This is a genomic window from Franzmannia pantelleriensis, from assembly GCF_900102875.1.
Taxonomy (GTDB): domain Bacteria; phylum Pseudomonadota; class Gammaproteobacteria; order Pseudomonadales; family Halomonadaceae; genus Franzmannia; species Franzmannia pantelleriensis.
Window position 1 is genome coordinate 70,093 of record NZ_FNGH01000005.1, and the last position, 14,398, is coordinate 84,490.

13 protein-coding genes, 1 pseudogene and 1 other annotated feature are annotated in these 14,398 nt (G+C 61.0%); of the genes and pseudogenes, 12 read left to right on the top strand and 2 right to left on the bottom strand.

Features of this window, described 5'->3' with window-relative positions:
- Positions 1–62 precede the first annotated feature (62 nt).
- Positions 63–785, bottom strand: a complete 723-nt coding sequence (gene rph / locus BLT16_RS07510; RefSeq protein ID WP_089657921.1) for a ribonuclease PH — start codon at positions 783–785, stop codon at positions 63–65.
- Between the two features lie 164 nt (positions 786–949).
- On the opposite strand from rph, the gene BLT16_RS07515 reads away from it, so the two are divergent.
- From BLT16_RS07515 to radC, 12 genes are all read left to right on the top strand, one after another.
- On the top strand, positions 950–1,813 hold the full coding sequence (locus tag BLT16_RS07515) for a YicC/YloC family endoribonuclease (protein WP_089657922.1): 864 nt from the start codon (positions 950–952) through the stop codon (positions 1,811–1,813).
- A gap of 349 nt (positions 1,814–2,162) precedes the next feature.
- Complete coding sequence (locus BLT16_RS07520; RefSeq protein ID WP_089657923.1) at positions 2,163–3,395, top strand: tyrosine-type recombinase/integrase; 1,233 nt, start codon at positions 2,163–2,165, stop codon at positions 3,393–3,395.
- Positions 3,396–3,528: 133 nt separating this feature from the next.
- Positions 3,529–3,960 (top strand): hypothetical protein, encoded by a 432-nt coding sequence (locus tag BLT16_RS07525; RefSeq protein ID WP_089657924.1) that lies wholly within the window; start codon positions 3,529–3,531, stop codon positions 3,958–3,960.
- Complete coding sequence (locus BLT16_RS07530; protein ID WP_089657925.1) at positions 3,953–6,784, top strand: hypothetical protein; 2,832 nt, start codon at positions 3,953–3,955, stop codon at positions 6,782–6,784. The genes BLT16_RS07525 and BLT16_RS07530 overlap by 8 nt, the downstream gene beginning before the upstream one ends.
- A 3-nt stretch (positions 6,785–6,787) precedes the next feature.
- Positions 6,788–7,717: a hypothetical protein gene (locus BLT16_RS07535; RefSeq protein ID WP_089657926.1), complete on the top strand. Its 930-nt coding sequence runs from the start codon at positions 6,788–6,790 to the stop codon at positions 7,715–7,717.
- A gap of 2 nt (positions 7,718–7,719) precedes the next feature.
- On the top strand, positions 7,720–8,589 hold the full coding sequence (locus BLT16_RS07540) for a hypothetical protein (protein ID WP_089657927.1): 870 nt from the start codon (positions 7,720–7,722) through the stop codon (positions 8,587–8,589).
- Positions 8,590–8,714: 125 nt separating this feature from the next.
- Positions 8,715–9,029, top strand: a complete 315-nt coding sequence (locus BLT16_RS07545) for a hypothetical protein (RefSeq protein ID WP_089657928.1) — start codon at positions 8,715–8,717, stop codon at positions 9,027–9,029.
- 73 nt (positions 9,030–9,102) lie between these two features.
- Complete coding sequence (locus tag BLT16_RS07550; protein ID WP_089657929.1) at positions 9,103–10,071, top strand: DUF932 domain-containing protein; 969 nt, start codon at positions 9,103–9,105, stop codon at positions 10,069–10,071.
- A gap of 76 nt (positions 10,072–10,147) precedes the next feature.
- Positions 10,148–10,333 (top strand): hypothetical protein, encoded by a 186-nt coding sequence (locus BLT16_RS07555; RefSeq protein WP_089657930.1) that lies wholly within the window; start codon positions 10,148–10,150, stop codon positions 10,331–10,333.
- 10 nt (positions 10,334–10,343) lie between these two features.
- A complete protein-coding gene (locus tag BLT16_RS07560; RefSeq protein ID WP_245701526.1) occupies positions 10,344–11,105 on the top strand; it encodes an ERF family protein in 762 nt (253 codons plus the stop codon).
- Between the two features lie 56 nt (positions 11,106–11,161).
- Positions 11,162–11,773, top strand: a complete 612-nt coding sequence (locus BLT16_RS07565; protein ID WP_089657931.1) for a lambda exonuclease family protein — start codon at positions 11,162–11,164, stop codon at positions 11,771–11,773.
- An 11-nt stretch (positions 11,774–11,784) separates the two neighbouring features.
- Complete coding sequence (radC, locus tag BLT16_RS07570; protein WP_089657932.1) at positions 11,785–12,282, top strand: RadC family protein; 498 nt, start codon at positions 11,785–11,787, stop codon at positions 12,280–12,282.
- Between the two features lie 569 nt (positions 12,283–12,851).
- On the opposite strand, the pseudogene BLT16_RS07575 reads toward radC, so the two are convergent.
- Positions 12,852–14,046 (bottom strand): annotated as a pseudogene (locus BLT16_RS07575) (IS3 family transposase).
- Positions 13,653–13,768, bottom strand: a sequence feature (AL1L pseudoknot). It overlaps the preceding pseudogene by 116 nt.
- Positions 14,047–14,398 lie beyond the last annotated feature (352 nt).

Sequence of the window (14,398 nt, forward strand, 5' to 3'; positions counted from 1 at the left end):
TCCCGTCCCCATGACGCCGGCCCAGAGGCCGGCGTCATGCGTTGGCCATTTAGCGCGCGGGCCTAGCGGCGAATGCCCAGCGCCTCGCGCTGGTGGCCAAATAGATCGGCGCCAGTCGCCTCGGCCAGGTCGAGCAGCGCATTGAGCTCGGCGCGGGAAAACGCGCCGGCCTCGGCGGTGCCCTGCACCTCGATCAGCCCCCCCGTCTCGGTCATCACTACGTTCATGTCGGTGTCTGCGCCGCTGTCTTCGGGGTAGTCGAGATCGACCACCGGCGTGCCCTTGAAGATGCCCACCGACACCGAGCTGACCAGTTGCACGAAGGGGTCCTGCTTGATCAGCTTCTTGCGCTGCATGTAGCGCAGCGCATCGACCAACGCCACGCAGGCGCCGGTGATCGAGGCGGTGCGGGTGCCACCATCGGCTTGAATCACGTCGCAATCGACGGTAATGGTGAATTCACCGAGCTTCTTGAGGTTGACCGCAGCGCGTAGCGAGCGACCAATCAGGCGTTGAATTTCCAGCGTGCGGCCACCCTGCTTACCCCGCGAGGCTTCACGGCCACTGCGTGAGTGGGTGGCGCGTGGCAGCATGCCGTACTCGGCGGTCACCCAGCCCTGGCCCTTGCCGCGTAGCCAACGCGGCACGCCGGCCTCGACGCTGGCGTTGCACAGTACCTGGGTGTCACCGAACTCCACCAGCACCGAGCCTTCGGCATGGCGGGTGTAATCACGGGTCAGGCGGATCTCGCGGGCCTGGTCGGGCTGTCGTCCACTGGGGCGCATAGGTCTCTCAACTCTCGCGTTGCAATTCTAGATGGTCGGCGCGGCCTGGCCGTGGGAGTGGCTGACGACCGCCGAAGTGGCGCCATTCTACACGTTCGCAACCGCGAATCGGGTACACTGGCGCCATCGCGTTTACGCCGTTCTCGATACGCCAGGAGATTCGCATGGTGCATAGCATGACCGCCTTCACCCGCCAGCGCCACGAGGCCGAGTGGGGCAGCCTGCAGCTCGAGCTGCGCTCGGTGAACCAGCGCTATCTCGACCTGCACTTTCGCCTGCCCGACAGCCTGCGCGACCTCGAGCCTGCATGGCGCGACGCGTTGCGCCAACGCCTGGCACGCGGCAAGCTGGAGTGCACCCTGCGCTTCGAGCCAGTGAACGGTAGCGACAGCCTCAGCATCGACCGCACCCGGCTCAAGTCGCTCGCTCAGGCACTGGTCGAGGTGCGCAGCGAGCTACCCGGCGTGGCCATGCCCGATGCCCTCGGCATGCTCCAGCACCCCGGCATCCTCACCGCCGACAGCGTCGATCTCGACGCCATCCAGGCCGCCGCCCACGCTCTGTTCAAGACCGCCCTGGACGACCTGGTGGCCGGGCGCGCCCGCGAGGGTGATCAGCTCGCCGAGCTTATCCGCGCCCGACTGACCGGCATTCACGAGCAGGTCGCCGAAGTCCGGCGCCTGCTGCCGGGTATCCTTGCCCGTCAGCGCCAGCTGCTACTGGAACGACTCGACGCGGTCAAGGCAGAACTCGACCCCCAGCGCCTCGAGGCGGAGCTGACACTGATGGCCCAGAAGGCCGACGTCGACGAGGAGCTCGACCGCCTCGACACCCACGTCATCGAGGTCGAGCGCCAGCTCACCCAGAAGGGCCCCGTCGGCCGCCGCCTCGACTTCCTGATGCAGGAGCTCAACCGCGAGGCCAACACCCTCTCCTCAAAGTCGGTGGTTGCCGAAAGCACCCGCTGCGCGGTGGAGCTCAAGGTGCTGATCGAGCAGATGAGGGAGCAGATCCAGAACATCGAGTAGTGTCCACGCCTCTCCACAAAAATACACAACTCATTATTTTTAAAGGAAATTACTGGAGGGGTTGTCTACAGCAATCTACGGAAGTCTAGCTTAAGCTATCGCCAATTGGGGAGTACAATGGGGAGTACACCGGGTTACTCCCCACCAAAAAGGCGAAAATTCTCTATGGGTACTCCCCACCTCAAACACTCCTACCCAGGCATGGCCCTCCTTCCAGTGACGGCCCACCCCAGCAAGCCAGGCACGAAGGCCTGGCTATACAGGGAGTTGATGAGCAATGCCCGACCTTGGCTGACAAAAATTCAAACGATGGTTTCAAATTTTTGATAACAGCTGCCAGGAGTGAATGATGGGGAGTTTCACAGCCAAGAAGATCCAGTCCCTGATCAAGGACGGCGTACCGGGCCGCTACAGTGATGGCAACGGCCTATACCTGATGATTCCCAAAAAGGGCGCTCCTTACTGGATGCATCGGTTCACGCTCGCTGGAAAGCGCCGTGAACTGACACTGGGAAAATGCGTGAACCTATCCTTGGCTGAGGCCCGCGAGCAAGCTGCAGATGCACAGAAAGCCATCCGGAGCGGTATCGACCCTGTCGAAGAGCGCAGGCGGGAAGAGCAGATCGTTATCCACACCGTCAGGGAGCTGTTCGATGACTGGTACCACGATCTGGAGAAGCGCCTGAAGCACCCACGCATCCCGAAGCGCATCTTCGAGAAAGAGGTCGCTCCGTCCATTGGGCACCAGGCCTTGGAGAACGTCACCCCCATGGACGTGCGAGACATCATCCGCAAGGTTGCCAGCAGCGGACGTCCGGCCATCGCCAACGACACCTTGATGTACCTCAAGCAGCTGTTCAATCACGCCATCAAGCTTGGACTGCTCACCTACAACCCGGCGGCAGCCTTCAGCGTCAACGACGCCGGCGGTATCGAGAAAAGTCGTGACCGAGCCCTCACCATCGAGGAGATTCACCAGGTCTTCCAAATCTTCAGAGACAATCGGGAGAGCTTCACCCGAGAGAACTATCTCGCGTGCGCGCTGCTGCTCGTCCTGGGGGTACGCAAGACCGAGCTGACCGAGGCCCAGTGGTCAGAATTTGACCTGAAGGAGAAGCGGTGGAACCTGTCCGGCGAGCGAAGCAAGACAGGCCGGGGGATGGCGATTCCTCTGCCTCCGCAGGCTGTCAGCTGGCTGGAAGAACTCAAGATCCGCGCCTGCGGCTCGCCCTACGTCTTTCCCAGCCGCCGCAGCAGCATGCGACCACACATGGGCAAGGACACCCTGAATCGCGCCATTGCCAAGCTGTTCGGCAAGGAGCCCGGCAAGAAGCAGCAGCCGGCGAACAGGATGGGCGACATCGCCGAGTTCACAGTGCATGACCTGCGCCGCACCTGCCGAAGCCTGCTGGCTGCCGCAGGTGTGCCGGGGCATGTCGCAGAGCGCTGCCTGAACCACAAGCTTAAGGGCGTAGAAGGCATCTACGACCGACACGACTACTTCGAGGAGCGGAAAGAGGCTCTGACCAAAGTGGCTAAGCTGGTGGAGCCTGCAACCAATCATAGAGCATTGCTAATTTAGAATATATACTTTTGCCGAGTTTGATTAGCTTCATTGAAAATAGCTCTGGGCACTTCTCACCCACCCTAAAGATCCAGCCTCTCTGGCCGATATGGGATCAAAACTCACATTTCGTTCGGCCAGGGAGGGCATGATGAGACATTCGCTGCGCTACCACATTGTGTCAGGTCTGTTGCTTAATCTCGTCCTGATGATGCCTATCCTGGCGTACAGCGATGATCTAGATGCCTTTGCCGCCAGCCTGCTTTGCGACCAAGAAAGTTGCACGCCTCCCGACTCTCAGGCGCCACCCGTGCCCTTGGTCATTGAAGGCACCACACTCCCCAGCGACGCCGCTCGAGAGCGAGACCACGAACAAGCTTTCCTAGTGCGCCAGGGCGCATATCTGACCGACCAAGGCACCATCTCTTCGCTAACCGATCAACCCGCAAGCATTCAAGTTCCGGAGCGTGGGGTGCTCCAGGCTCATGACCATGGCCCGGCCGATCTGGTGCCGACCACTGGCCCCGTTATCATCGCAATCCCCCGTACCTCCCCATCTCCACAAGGAAGCTCACGTGACTAACCCCTTCGGCAAGGGGCTTCCCGCCTGGCTGCTGATCCTGTTTGCCCTCAACCTTCTCTACTTAGCGTATGAGCTGGCCTTCAATAGCCGCCTGGTTGACGCTGCAGTTGCAAGCCTGACCCGTTCTGAAGTCCTCGCTCTGGAGCTAGAGGGGCGCATTCTATCCGGCATCGGCTTATGCCTGCTTCTGTTACGCCTGATCAAGGTCCAGGACAGGCCACTGCTGCGCAACCTAATCGTCATCAGCCTGGCCATCGGTATCGGCTTTCCTCTGATGTATCAAGGTCAGCGCATTCTAGTTGACACCCTGGTGGACCGAACTTCGGCGGAGCAGCGCATGGATGCCCAGCACCTGCTGCTGCTCAAGCGCGGGTTGGCCAGCAACGCCTTGCAGCTCGATGGTATTCCCTTCGATGATGCAGATCTCGAATCCGCTCATACCCGAAGCTTCCTCTCGGTGCTGGGCCTGATGACCTTCGTATCGCCGGAATTCATCGACTCGCTCAAGAACGAAGCCGACCGCATCATAGATCAGGTGATCACTAACGAGGCCACCCGCGACTTACCGGAAAGCTATGAAAAATACCGTCAGCTGCAGATCAGCATGCAGCAGACTTGGGCCGACTATGAGCAGGTGTCCGACGAGTACTGGCAGGCCCAAAGCGCGTTAATGCAGGAGGCTGAGGACCAATGGTATGAGCTGCAGTCCAACCTGATGGATCAGTGGCAGGTGCTCTCTGACGATCGCGATGAGCATGCCTTCACCCGGCAAGTGCTTACCTTGCAGCGCAGCCTTACCACTTACTTCCAGGCCCGTGAGCGATGCGACAATGGTCGGTTCCGCGACGAGTGCATCATCCGAGTCGAGGATATCTACCGAGAAGAGGTCACTAGCAACCTGGGCAATTACGTGGCCCCTCACGACTGGTGCCACGAGCCTGAACTCGTTACCACCACCGTACAGCGCCGCGGACGCTTCGTGACCGAGCGCCAGGAGGTCCAGCGTTGCCACGGCTTAGAATTCGACCATCTAGCCGATAAGCTTACTGCTGTCACTCAGCAGGCGATGTCCTACGAACAATTTCTGGCCAGTGATGCAGTGGGAGAGCGTATCAGGGAAGAACTTTACGCCGAGGGGCTCAGCCTGCCAGACAGTTGGCGCCCGGACGATCGCGCCACCTTCCTGGACATCGCGGTCGCCGAGCCCATGCGGGCCCTGGGCCTCCAGGCGGACGAGGCGATGCAGGCGCAGCTCGGCAGCACCTTACCGCTAGATCTCGATGCCAAAGACTTCCTCGCCTCCCCACCTGTCCAAGATCAGCTGCACAAGGCACTACGCCCACAAGATCCCAATCTGCTGATCTCTCTGAACCTAGACCCGGAAGCTTTTCGCGACGCCATCATCATGCCGCACTACCGTGCGCTGGCCGACCAGGAGCGCGCACGCCTCTACGCCGACGCACAAGCGCTCGCCAACGGCGAGGTTAGGGAAGAAGAAGGCAAGCAGTATGTGCGTGCGCTTATCGTGCCGCCCATCGCCATGGGCTTCTCGCTGTTTTTCGCCTTAGTCAACGCCATCGGACTAGCCGCCAGCCTGCCCCCACTGCTCGGCTATCAGCGCCGATGGCTGCCGCCGGCTATCAAGGCTTCGGGACTTGTGCTCGTTCTGGCATTGCCAATGGCCAACAGCTCCGCCGTGGTCAAGACCGACACCTACCGCTACTTCGCCGATGAGGCCGAACGCGCCTTCTCCCCGCTAGGCGGACTGTTCGCCACCTGGGTAATCAATACCGAACCCGTCATCTACCCGATCGGACGCATGATGACCTTCTTCGCCCCACCTCTGGTCACTGTAACGACCTCACAGGTCGCCGAAGACCAGGCCCAAGCGGAAGCCCAGGCGCCCATAATTCAGACCTCTCCGGAGCCCACTGTCCTGCCTCAGGCGTCCAGTCAGCCCGCATTAAATCAACCAGTGGCTGACCGCGAGCCCGATCAGCGTAAGGCTTCCCGTATCACTCATCTTGATGTGACCCGCCCTCTGTTCGACCAAGTCCAAGCGGCAAAAGCTCATGATCAGCACGCCGTGATGGTAGACCTGCAGATGCTCAGCGACCGCCACTGGGCGATACACCGCGCACCGATCATCTCCGGTCAGGGCACCTGCCTGACCAACTTCCAACGCGCCATGGACCTCAGCCGCGTCGACAGCCTGCAGTGGCGTGGCGCGCGCCACGCCAGCTGCGGCAGCGAGGCGCTGGCCCATCGGCCTGTCGCCATTCCGACTGCGCGGGAGTTCGCCCGTCAGTTCCAACGCAGCGCAGCAGATCTCTCCTTGTGGGCACACTTCCAGCCCACCCTACACGGCGAGGTGAACTGCCATGCAGTTAGAAGCGAGGCCGACGCCCTGGCGGAGCTGCTAGGCAGCCAGCGCTTCACGGCCGCGGTCAGTCGCCCTGAGATGCTGAGTTGCTTTACCCAGCATGGGCGTGACTATTCGCTGGCCTACTTCGGCCCAGAGCATGGCAGTGCAGAAAGCGACGACAGCTCACTTCGCCACCTCACCCTCGCCGATGCCCGCCGGCTGCGCGAACGCGCTCGAGGGGAGGCCTACCGCGAGCATGTTACTCAACTGAGCACCTCCCTTCTGGCACCGGCCCTTGAACTTCTCGAGCCCGAGGATGCCATCGTGGTTCACCACCAGCACGGCAGCGAGGCCATTCGCCAGGCGCTTAAGGCATTTGCTGGGCGCCATGGGGTTTTCGGCCCTGCTGGAGGGCTTCAAGACGACACGCAAAATCATATAACTGTGACAAGGGATTAAACGATGACAAATACCATCGCCAGGTGGAGCACTGCTGCCCTGCTGAGCGTCGCCATCGGCGCTTCAGCACAGGCCAACGACCTGGTGAAAAAACCTTTCGCCGGCTCAGCGATGACGCCCGAGCAAATCCACGCTTGGGAGTACTACCTGGCCGATGAAAGTGCCCAGTTTGGCTGCCAGTACGGAGATGATCCGCGGCTGCAGGAAGACCCCCGCGGCACGCTTCAGGCGCTGGCCAGCGACGAGGAAATGGAGCCGCTAAAGGTCACCCTGCGTACCTTCCTGTTCGCCAGCGACAACGTCCAGACGCTGCTGGCACGCAACATGTTCATCGCCAGTATGGAGTGCAATCAGGTTTACCATTTCGATGGCGAGATGATAGGACATCCAGTGCTTCCCTATGAAGAATACCTGGAGATCCTGCTTCACAAACTTGAAGCGCAACCCAGCCTTAGCTCACACCTCGACTTTGTGCGTGGTACCAAGATCGCAGCCATCGACGCTCGCTGGTTCTGGGCCTTCTATCTGATGGACCGCAACCACTACCGGATGCACGGCCACGACTACGACACCATCGCCGGTCTGGCTGCGTCCCTACCTGGCGACCTGGGAAACATCACCCCAACGAACAGTCACTGGCAGATCTTCTCCAAGCTGTTCAATCAGGGCATCTACGTGGCAGCTACCCGCGAATGCCAAGGCGAGGGAGCTGAGCCCGGCGAGGAGATCGTAGTCGACTCAAACTTGCCCTGGGAAACAGTTGCAGATTTCTACTCCTCCGAGTCAATTCGCCATCGCGGCCAATGGCGCAATGTGGTCGAGCGCCAAGAGCAAGGCTTTACCCTAGCCGCCGCCACGCTGATCGATGAGCCAATCAACCCCTATTTCAACGTGCACCGTCGCGTTACTATCTATCCTAAGGAGTGCAATTGAACATGCGCATGAAGTCGCTACTCGTCACCACTGTTGCGGTGGCCTCTCTGCCCCTCGCCGCCACGGCACAAGCCGCCTGCCAGGATGATGAACGCCTGTACCGCATGGGAGATTTCCTCGAGGCTCAAAGTGATGGTAACGCCGAACCACTGCAGCTAACAGCCGAGACATATCTGCGCTTGACTCCTAACGCCCGTGACGTCATCGGTGACAACTTGCGCTTGCTTGATGCCAACTGCAACACCATGCAGGTGGTGGGTGGCGAACCTCCGGTAAAGGTCGAGATACCCTTCCCACTGCTATACAACGCCTTCGAGGATGCAGTACTTCGTGGAGATGAAAAAACATCGGGCATACTGCTCAGGAGCTTTCGTGCAGAGCCGATGGACTCGGCTGGCTTTCTTGGGCTCTTTACTTTAGTAAGTGAAGATCAGGAACTGATTGAACGTTTGGCGAGCGCAGGGGAGATTGCTGCGCATACATCAGCAAATGCTGGCAGCAATGCCGCCAGCCGCTGTAATGAACCTACAGTGTATCTGCACTACGCAGATTTTTTTGTTCGCTTTAGTGGGCAAGTAGAAGGCTATAATAATAAAGCTTGGTATGTGTCCGGAAATCACAGAGAAATTACTTCAGTCGAGGACAACCTGACTCATAGCTTACAAGACCTCCCTGGCATGAACTGCCGCGTTGGGAAGGAGGCCGTACTCACAGTGGCGAGCGCAGCAGGCGCTATCGCCATCGATATAGGAAATATTCATTCAAGCAATTGGAACACGCCTAGCACTCGTCGGACTGTAGTTACTGCCCATGAGCAGTGGCTAGAAGCGGGCGCCCCGGACGACGACGGGCCGCAGAGCCTATTTGACTGAGCTTGGTGGCTTTAGTACCGCGGCGCCCAGACTGGCGCCGCCGGTATCCCACTCATTTTTAGATATATATCACCCCTGTGACCTGAGCCCTCCCCGGGCTTTTCCACCGGCACAGGAGTCGTGATATGCCCCCACCCTGCATGCGCTGTGACTCGCAGCGTGTCATCAACCTCGAGACGGCCCGCAAGCTCGGCATCGCAGCCGGCGCAGTGGCCGGTACGCTGAAAGGCGCCTATGCGTCCCTGTATTCACCCGGCAGGCTGAAACCTACCACCGTGTTCCCGGTCGGCCGGGTAGCGGCGGCCGTGATGGCCGGCACCTCAGGCGGTATCGCCGGGGCGGCCGCCGGCCATCGTGTGGTGCTGCACCTTTTTCCCCCAGGTGAGGGCACGCCCTGGCTATGCCTGTGCTGTGGTCACGCATTCAGAGACCTCAGCTGACACGCGCTCTACCGTCCTCTCAACCCTTCCACGCCGGCGATTTGCCGGCTTTTTTACGTCTAGGAGTTTTTCCATGGCACATCTCATCGAGCAAATGGCGTACGTCGGCGACACCCCCTGGCACGGCCTGGGGCAACAGCTGTCGCGTCATCAACCGCTGGAAGTCTGGCGTCAGCAGGCCGGCATGGACTGGCATATCGAATCCTCCCCGGTGCGCTTCATAGCCGATGGCGCAGGTCACCTGGGCAGCATTCATTCTTTCCCGGAGCAGAAGGTGCTCTATCGCTCTGATACCCGGGCACCGTTATCGGTGGTCTCCCAGCGCTACAAGGTGGTCCAGCCAGAGGAGGTGCTGGAGTTCTACCGCGACCTGACCGAGTACGCCGGCTATGAGCTGGAGACCGCCGGGGTGCTTAAGGGCGGCCGCAAGTTCTGGGCCCTGGCCCGCAGTGGACTGGGCAGTGCAATCAAGGGCCAGGACCAGGTCAACGCCTACCTCTTGCTGGCCACGTCCTGCGACGGCTCGCTGGCGACCGTAGCCACACCCACGTCGGTGCGGGTGGTATGCAATAACACCCTGACCATCGCCGTGGACGGCATGGCCCAGGGCGTGAAGGTGCCGCACAGCACCGAGTTCAACCCGCAGCGGATCAAGCAGCAGCTGGGTATCTCGGTCTCGCAGTGGGACGACTTCATGTACCGCATGAAGACGCTGGCCGAGCGCAAGGTCAGCCAGGCGGAAGTGAAGTCTTACTTCCAGTCGGTGATCTGCAACGCCGAGGAGCCGCTGGACGATCCTTCCAAGCTGCCCAACGTGCGGGCGCTCAACCGCGTCCAGAAGCTCTACCAGGGCGAAGGCCGGGGCTCGCAGCTCTGCACGGCCCAGGGCACCGCCTGGGGCCTGCTCAACGCCATCACCGAGTACGTCGACCACGAGAAGCGCGCTCGCAGCAACGACTACCGCATGGACTCTGCCTGGTTCGGCCAGGGGGCGAGCCTCAAGGACAAGGCCCTGGCGTCGGCCATGGCGCTGATCGCCTGATCTTCATTCATTCCAATCCCATCACGGCATAGCGCCCGGCCCCCCAAGGCCGGGCGTTTCTGTTTCTGGAGGACTCATGTCATCGCGATTGTCATTCGAGATCTGCCGCGCCCTGACTCAGCTGACGCGCCAGCTGCTGGGGGCCAATGAGCGTGAAACCCATACCCACGTGCTGGCCGAGGGCCGGATCTACCGCGTGGTCGTGTCGCTGGAGCCGGTCCCTGCCGAGCAGCTCCATGAGGTCATCAACCGCTACCTGTAAGGAGGCCAACATGGCAACCACCACTCAACCGATGCCTTCCCCCAAGCCATCTGGGCATAACAGCCAGGTGCCGACGGACCCGCCACTGCAGGAGAGCACCGCGATCATCCAGGTGATCGAGCGTGCCGCCCTCAACCCGGAGGTCGACATCGACAAGATGGAGCGCCTGCTGCAGATGCAGGAGCGCGTTCTGGATCGTCAGGCGCTGATGGCATACAGCGCTGCCATGGCGGCAATGCAGACGGAGATGCCGAGCATCGCCGAGCGTGGCCAGGGCAACAACGGTGCCTACGCCACGCTGGAGGATATCGTCGAAACCGTGCGTCCCATCATGCAGCGCCACGGCTTCGCGGTGAGCTTCCGAATTCAGACCCAGGAGCGCGGTATTCAGGTCACCGGGGTGCTGATGCACCAGGGAGGTCATCGCGAGGAGACCAGCATGCTGCTGCCGGCGGACGTCAGCGGCAACAAGAACGCCGTACAGGCCTTTGGTTCATCCACCAGCTATGGCAAGCGCTATGTGCTGTGCGCGCTGCTCAACATCACCACCCGCGGCCAGGACGACAACGGCCATGGCGCCGCGCCCCCGGTGAAGGTGGTCACGCCATTCCAGGCGAGTCAGCTCAAGCAACTGATCACCGCCTGTCCCGTCACGACCCAGGAGTGGTTCGTCGGCAAGTACGGCGAGGTCGAGCGGGTACCCCGCAGCGACTTCGACAAGCTACGTGCCTCGCTGCAGAAGCGGGCCCTACCCAACCATCAACGTCACTGAGCGATCGGCGAGGGATACCCCTCGCCGCTATGCCGTCATGTCTCAAGGAGATCGTCATGCAGATCCTGACACTGGACCAGGGCACGCCCGAGTGGCATGCCGCCCGTCTCGGTATCGTCACCATGTCCGAGCTGAAGACTCTGTTGGTCAAGGGCAAAGGGCCGGGAGGCTTCGGTACCGGCGCCATCAGCTACATGCATCAGCTGATCGGCGAACGTATCACCGGTGAGCCCTCGGATGCCTTCCAGGGCAATGCCCATACACAGCGTGGCCAAGAACTGGAGCCGGTGGCCCGGGAGCTCTACCAGGAAGCCTCTGGCCTGCCTCGGCTCGAGCAGGTCGGCATCATCCTCAACCACGGGGTGGGCTATTCACCGGACTGCCTGGTGGACAGCCACGGCCTGGCCGAGATCAAGACCAAGCTGCCCAAGTACCAGATCGAACTGCTGCTGGACGGTGAGCTGCCCCCGGAGCACGTGGCCCAATGCCAAGGCGGACTGTGGGTCAGTGAGCGGGAATGGATCGACTTCGTTAGCTACTGGCCGGGTATGCCGCTGTTCGTCAAGCGCGCCTATCGGGACGAGGCGCTGATCCGCACCATCGCCGAGCGGGTCGAGGCGTTCTACGAAGAAATGGAGCGCCGCATGGCGCAAGTGATGGCGGCCTGAGGAGAGACACCATGAACCATCGCAAGCTGAGTGCCGGCGAGACCGCCGGTACCTATCGCATCACCGACACTGTGACCGAAGCGGAGCTCTTAAGCATCGCTCAGGCCTTTGGCCGCCGCCGCCTGGCCCGGGGACGCAAGATCACCCAGCCAGCGCTGGCGTTCGAGTACCTGCAGATCCTGCTGCAGGACTACGAGCATGAGGTGTTCAGCGCCATCTTCCTCGACAGCCAGCATCGCGTGATCTGCTTCGAGGAGTTGTTCCGCGGCACCATCGACTCGGCTAGCGTCTACCCCCGTGAGGTGGTCAAGCAGGCTCTGGCGCACAACGCCGCCGCCCTCATCTTGGTCCACAACCATCCATCGGGTGATCCAGAGCCCAGCGACGCCGACCGGCGTATTACTCAGCGGTTAAAGGACGCGCTGACACTGATAGATGTCCGGGTCATCGGTCATATCGTTGTCGGCATCGATAGCTGCGTATCGCTTGCAGAGCGGGAAGACCTATAGTGGCTTCTGCCTGGCAGGTCGCTACCTGTGGGCTACGTCATAGCGCCGGTGCTGTCCTCAGGGACGGCACCGGGCGTTGACGGGGGAGTTTTTTTTTCAGGGATGAACAGCGACAGATGCGTCGCCAAAGTGCATACCTGGCTAGCCATTACGTCGATGTGAGTCTTTTAGGGCCATGCACTGACACTGCCCTAGGCCTGGCTGGCCGACGCGGCACGGTTGCCCGACCTCGCCATTTGCCATTCGCCATTCGCCATTCGCCATTCGCCATGGAATCATTGGGCGGCTGTTCCTTTGGCTGTCAGAGCCAATGGAGTACCTTTTGGGACATCGTACTGAGACTCATCCACTGCTGGTATGCGTGGCCCTGGCACCGCTGGAGGCCGTCGGCGGGATTGCGCCAAAGGCGCACACCATGCGCGGTCAGCGGTCACACTGTAAGCCTGACCTATGCCAGCCTCGAGATGAGGTCAGCGGGCGCTGCGCGATGAGTCCGTGCCGTAAATCACTCTAGGTGCTGCGGGTGAGAGTGAACCGTACCGGCTTTCTCGGAGACCCGTTGGTTTGAGTCAGGCCACCTTCTTGGCCTGACCCAGTTGCTCATAATACAGCGCTTCTCGCTCGGCCGGCGGCATGTTGCCGATCGGTTCCAGAAGCCGCCGATGATTGAACCAGTCGACTCACTCTAGGGTGGCGAACTCAACGGCATCCAGGTGCCGCCATGGCCCGATTCGGCGGATGACCTCCGTCTTGAACAATCCGATCACCGTCTTGGCCAGCGCGTTATCATATGAGTCGCCGACACTCCCGACAGATGGGACGATGCCAGCGTCCTCCAAGCGCTCTGTGTATCGAATCGAGACATATTGAACGCCCCTATCGCTATGGTGGATCAAGTCACCACCAGACCGCTGAGGCCGCTCATGAAGCGCCTGTTCCAGCGCACCCAGCACCATGTCGGTGCGGGGTGAGCGGGAGACTCGCCAGCCGATGATTCGACGAGCAAAGGCATCGATGACGAAGGCAACATAGACAAAGCCATGCCAGGTCGCGACATAGGTAAAATCCGACAACCACAGTGCATTCGGCTGAGCCGGCTGAAACTGCCGCCCCACTTGGTCCGCCGGAGAGGCCTAGTTGGGATCTGGCACGGTCGTACGGACTGGTTTGCCTCTCACCACGCCTCGCAGCCCCATCCAGCGCATCAGGCACTCGACTGTGCAACGAGCGGTGTGAACCGCTTCTCGATGCAGTTGGCGCCAGACATTGCGAATGCCGTAGACACCGAAGTTCTCGTCCCAGACGCGCTGGATGCGGGGTGGTGCGCAATCAGGCTGAGCGACACGGGCCTTGTGCTCGTAGTAGGTCGATGGGGCGATGGGTAGCACGCGGCAGATCGGCTCGACCCCGTATGACTCCCGGTGATCGTCGATGAACTCGATCATCACTTGCCGCGGCGGTCGAACCCGCCTGGGCAAAATACGCATAGGCCTTCCGCAGGATCTCATTGGCCTGCTTCAGCTCGCGGTTCTCGCGCTCCAAGGCCTTAATCCGCTCCCGCTCAGACTTGGTCGTGCCTCCCCGGCGCCCCGCATCACGTTCGGCCTGACGAACCCAGTGGCGCAACGTCTCCGGAGTGCAGCCGATCTTGGGGACAATGGCGCCGATGGGTGCCCACTGCGAGGGTTAATCAGCTTCGTGTTCGAAGAGCATACGGACGGCTCGCTGACGAACCTCAGGTGCATATCGATTGGAAGTGTTCATGGCTCCATCCTCTCAAGGTTTGGAGCCTCCGGGAATCCCGGTACGGTTCAATGGCTGCGGCGGCACTCACCTTGTCCTAGATCTGGGCAGGCTGGTGCAGGAACGGGAAGAGGCGGGCAGGTGTGCTGCGTGCTGCGTGCTGCGTGCTGCGTGCTGCATGATCAAATCTACCACAGTGATACCGGCACTGTGGACTGCGGCGGCCAACGAGAGAGGGTGAGGCTCTACTGCATCGACGCCCCGAGATGGACCAAGATCCCTGTGGGGGGCAGAGCCGCGATTGCCTGTGCCGCATCACGCCGATCCAAGTGAGCATCGTCATTCAGTATCGCGATCACTATGGCCGTCTGAT

Bases quoted from the DNA above. Each gene is read 5' to 3' on its own strand.
- rph (WP_089657921.1), bottom strand. From the start codon at position 785: ATGCGCCCCAGTGGACGACAGCCCGACCAGGCCCGCGAGATCCGCCTG.
- BLT16_RS07515 (WP_089657922.1), top strand. From the start codon at position 950: ATGGTGCATAGCATGACCGCCTTCACCCGCCAGCGCCACGAGGCCGAG.
- BLT16_RS07520 (WP_089657923.1), top strand. From the start codon at position 2,163: ATGGGGAGTTTCACAGCCAAGAAGATCCAGTCCCTGATCAAGGACGGC.
- BLT16_RS07525 (WP_089657924.1), top strand. From the start codon at position 3,529: ATGAGACATTCGCTGCGCTACCACATTGTGTCAGGTCTGTTGCTTAAT.
- BLT16_RS07535 (WP_089657926.1), top strand. From the start codon at position 6,788: ATGACAAATACCATCGCCAGGTGGAGCACTGCTGCCCTGCTGAGCGTC.
- BLT16_RS07540 (WP_089657927.1), top strand. From the start codon at position 7,720: ATGCGCATGAAGTCGCTACTCGTCACCACTGTTGCGGTGGCCTCTCTG.
- BLT16_RS07545 (WP_089657928.1), top strand. From the start codon at position 8,715: ATGCCCCCACCCTGCATGCGCTGTGACTCGCAGCGTGTCATCAACCTC.
- BLT16_RS07550 (WP_089657929.1), top strand. From the start codon at position 9,103: ATGGCACATCTCATCGAGCAAATGGCGTACGTCGGCGACACCCCCTGG.
- BLT16_RS07555 (WP_089657930.1), top strand. From the start codon at position 10,148: ATGTCATCGCGATTGTCATTCGAGATCTGCCGCGCCCTGACTCAGCTG.
- BLT16_RS07560 (WP_245701526.1), top strand. From the start codon at position 10,344: ATGGCAACCACCACTCAACCGATGCCTTCCCCCAAGCCATCTGGGCAT.
- BLT16_RS07565 (WP_089657931.1), top strand. From the start codon at position 11,162: ATGCAGATCCTGACACTGGACCAGGGCACGCCCGAGTGGCATGCCGCC.
- radC (WP_089657932.1), top strand. From the start codon at position 11,785: ATGAACCATCGCAAGCTGAGTGCCGGCGAGACCGCCGGTACCTATCGC.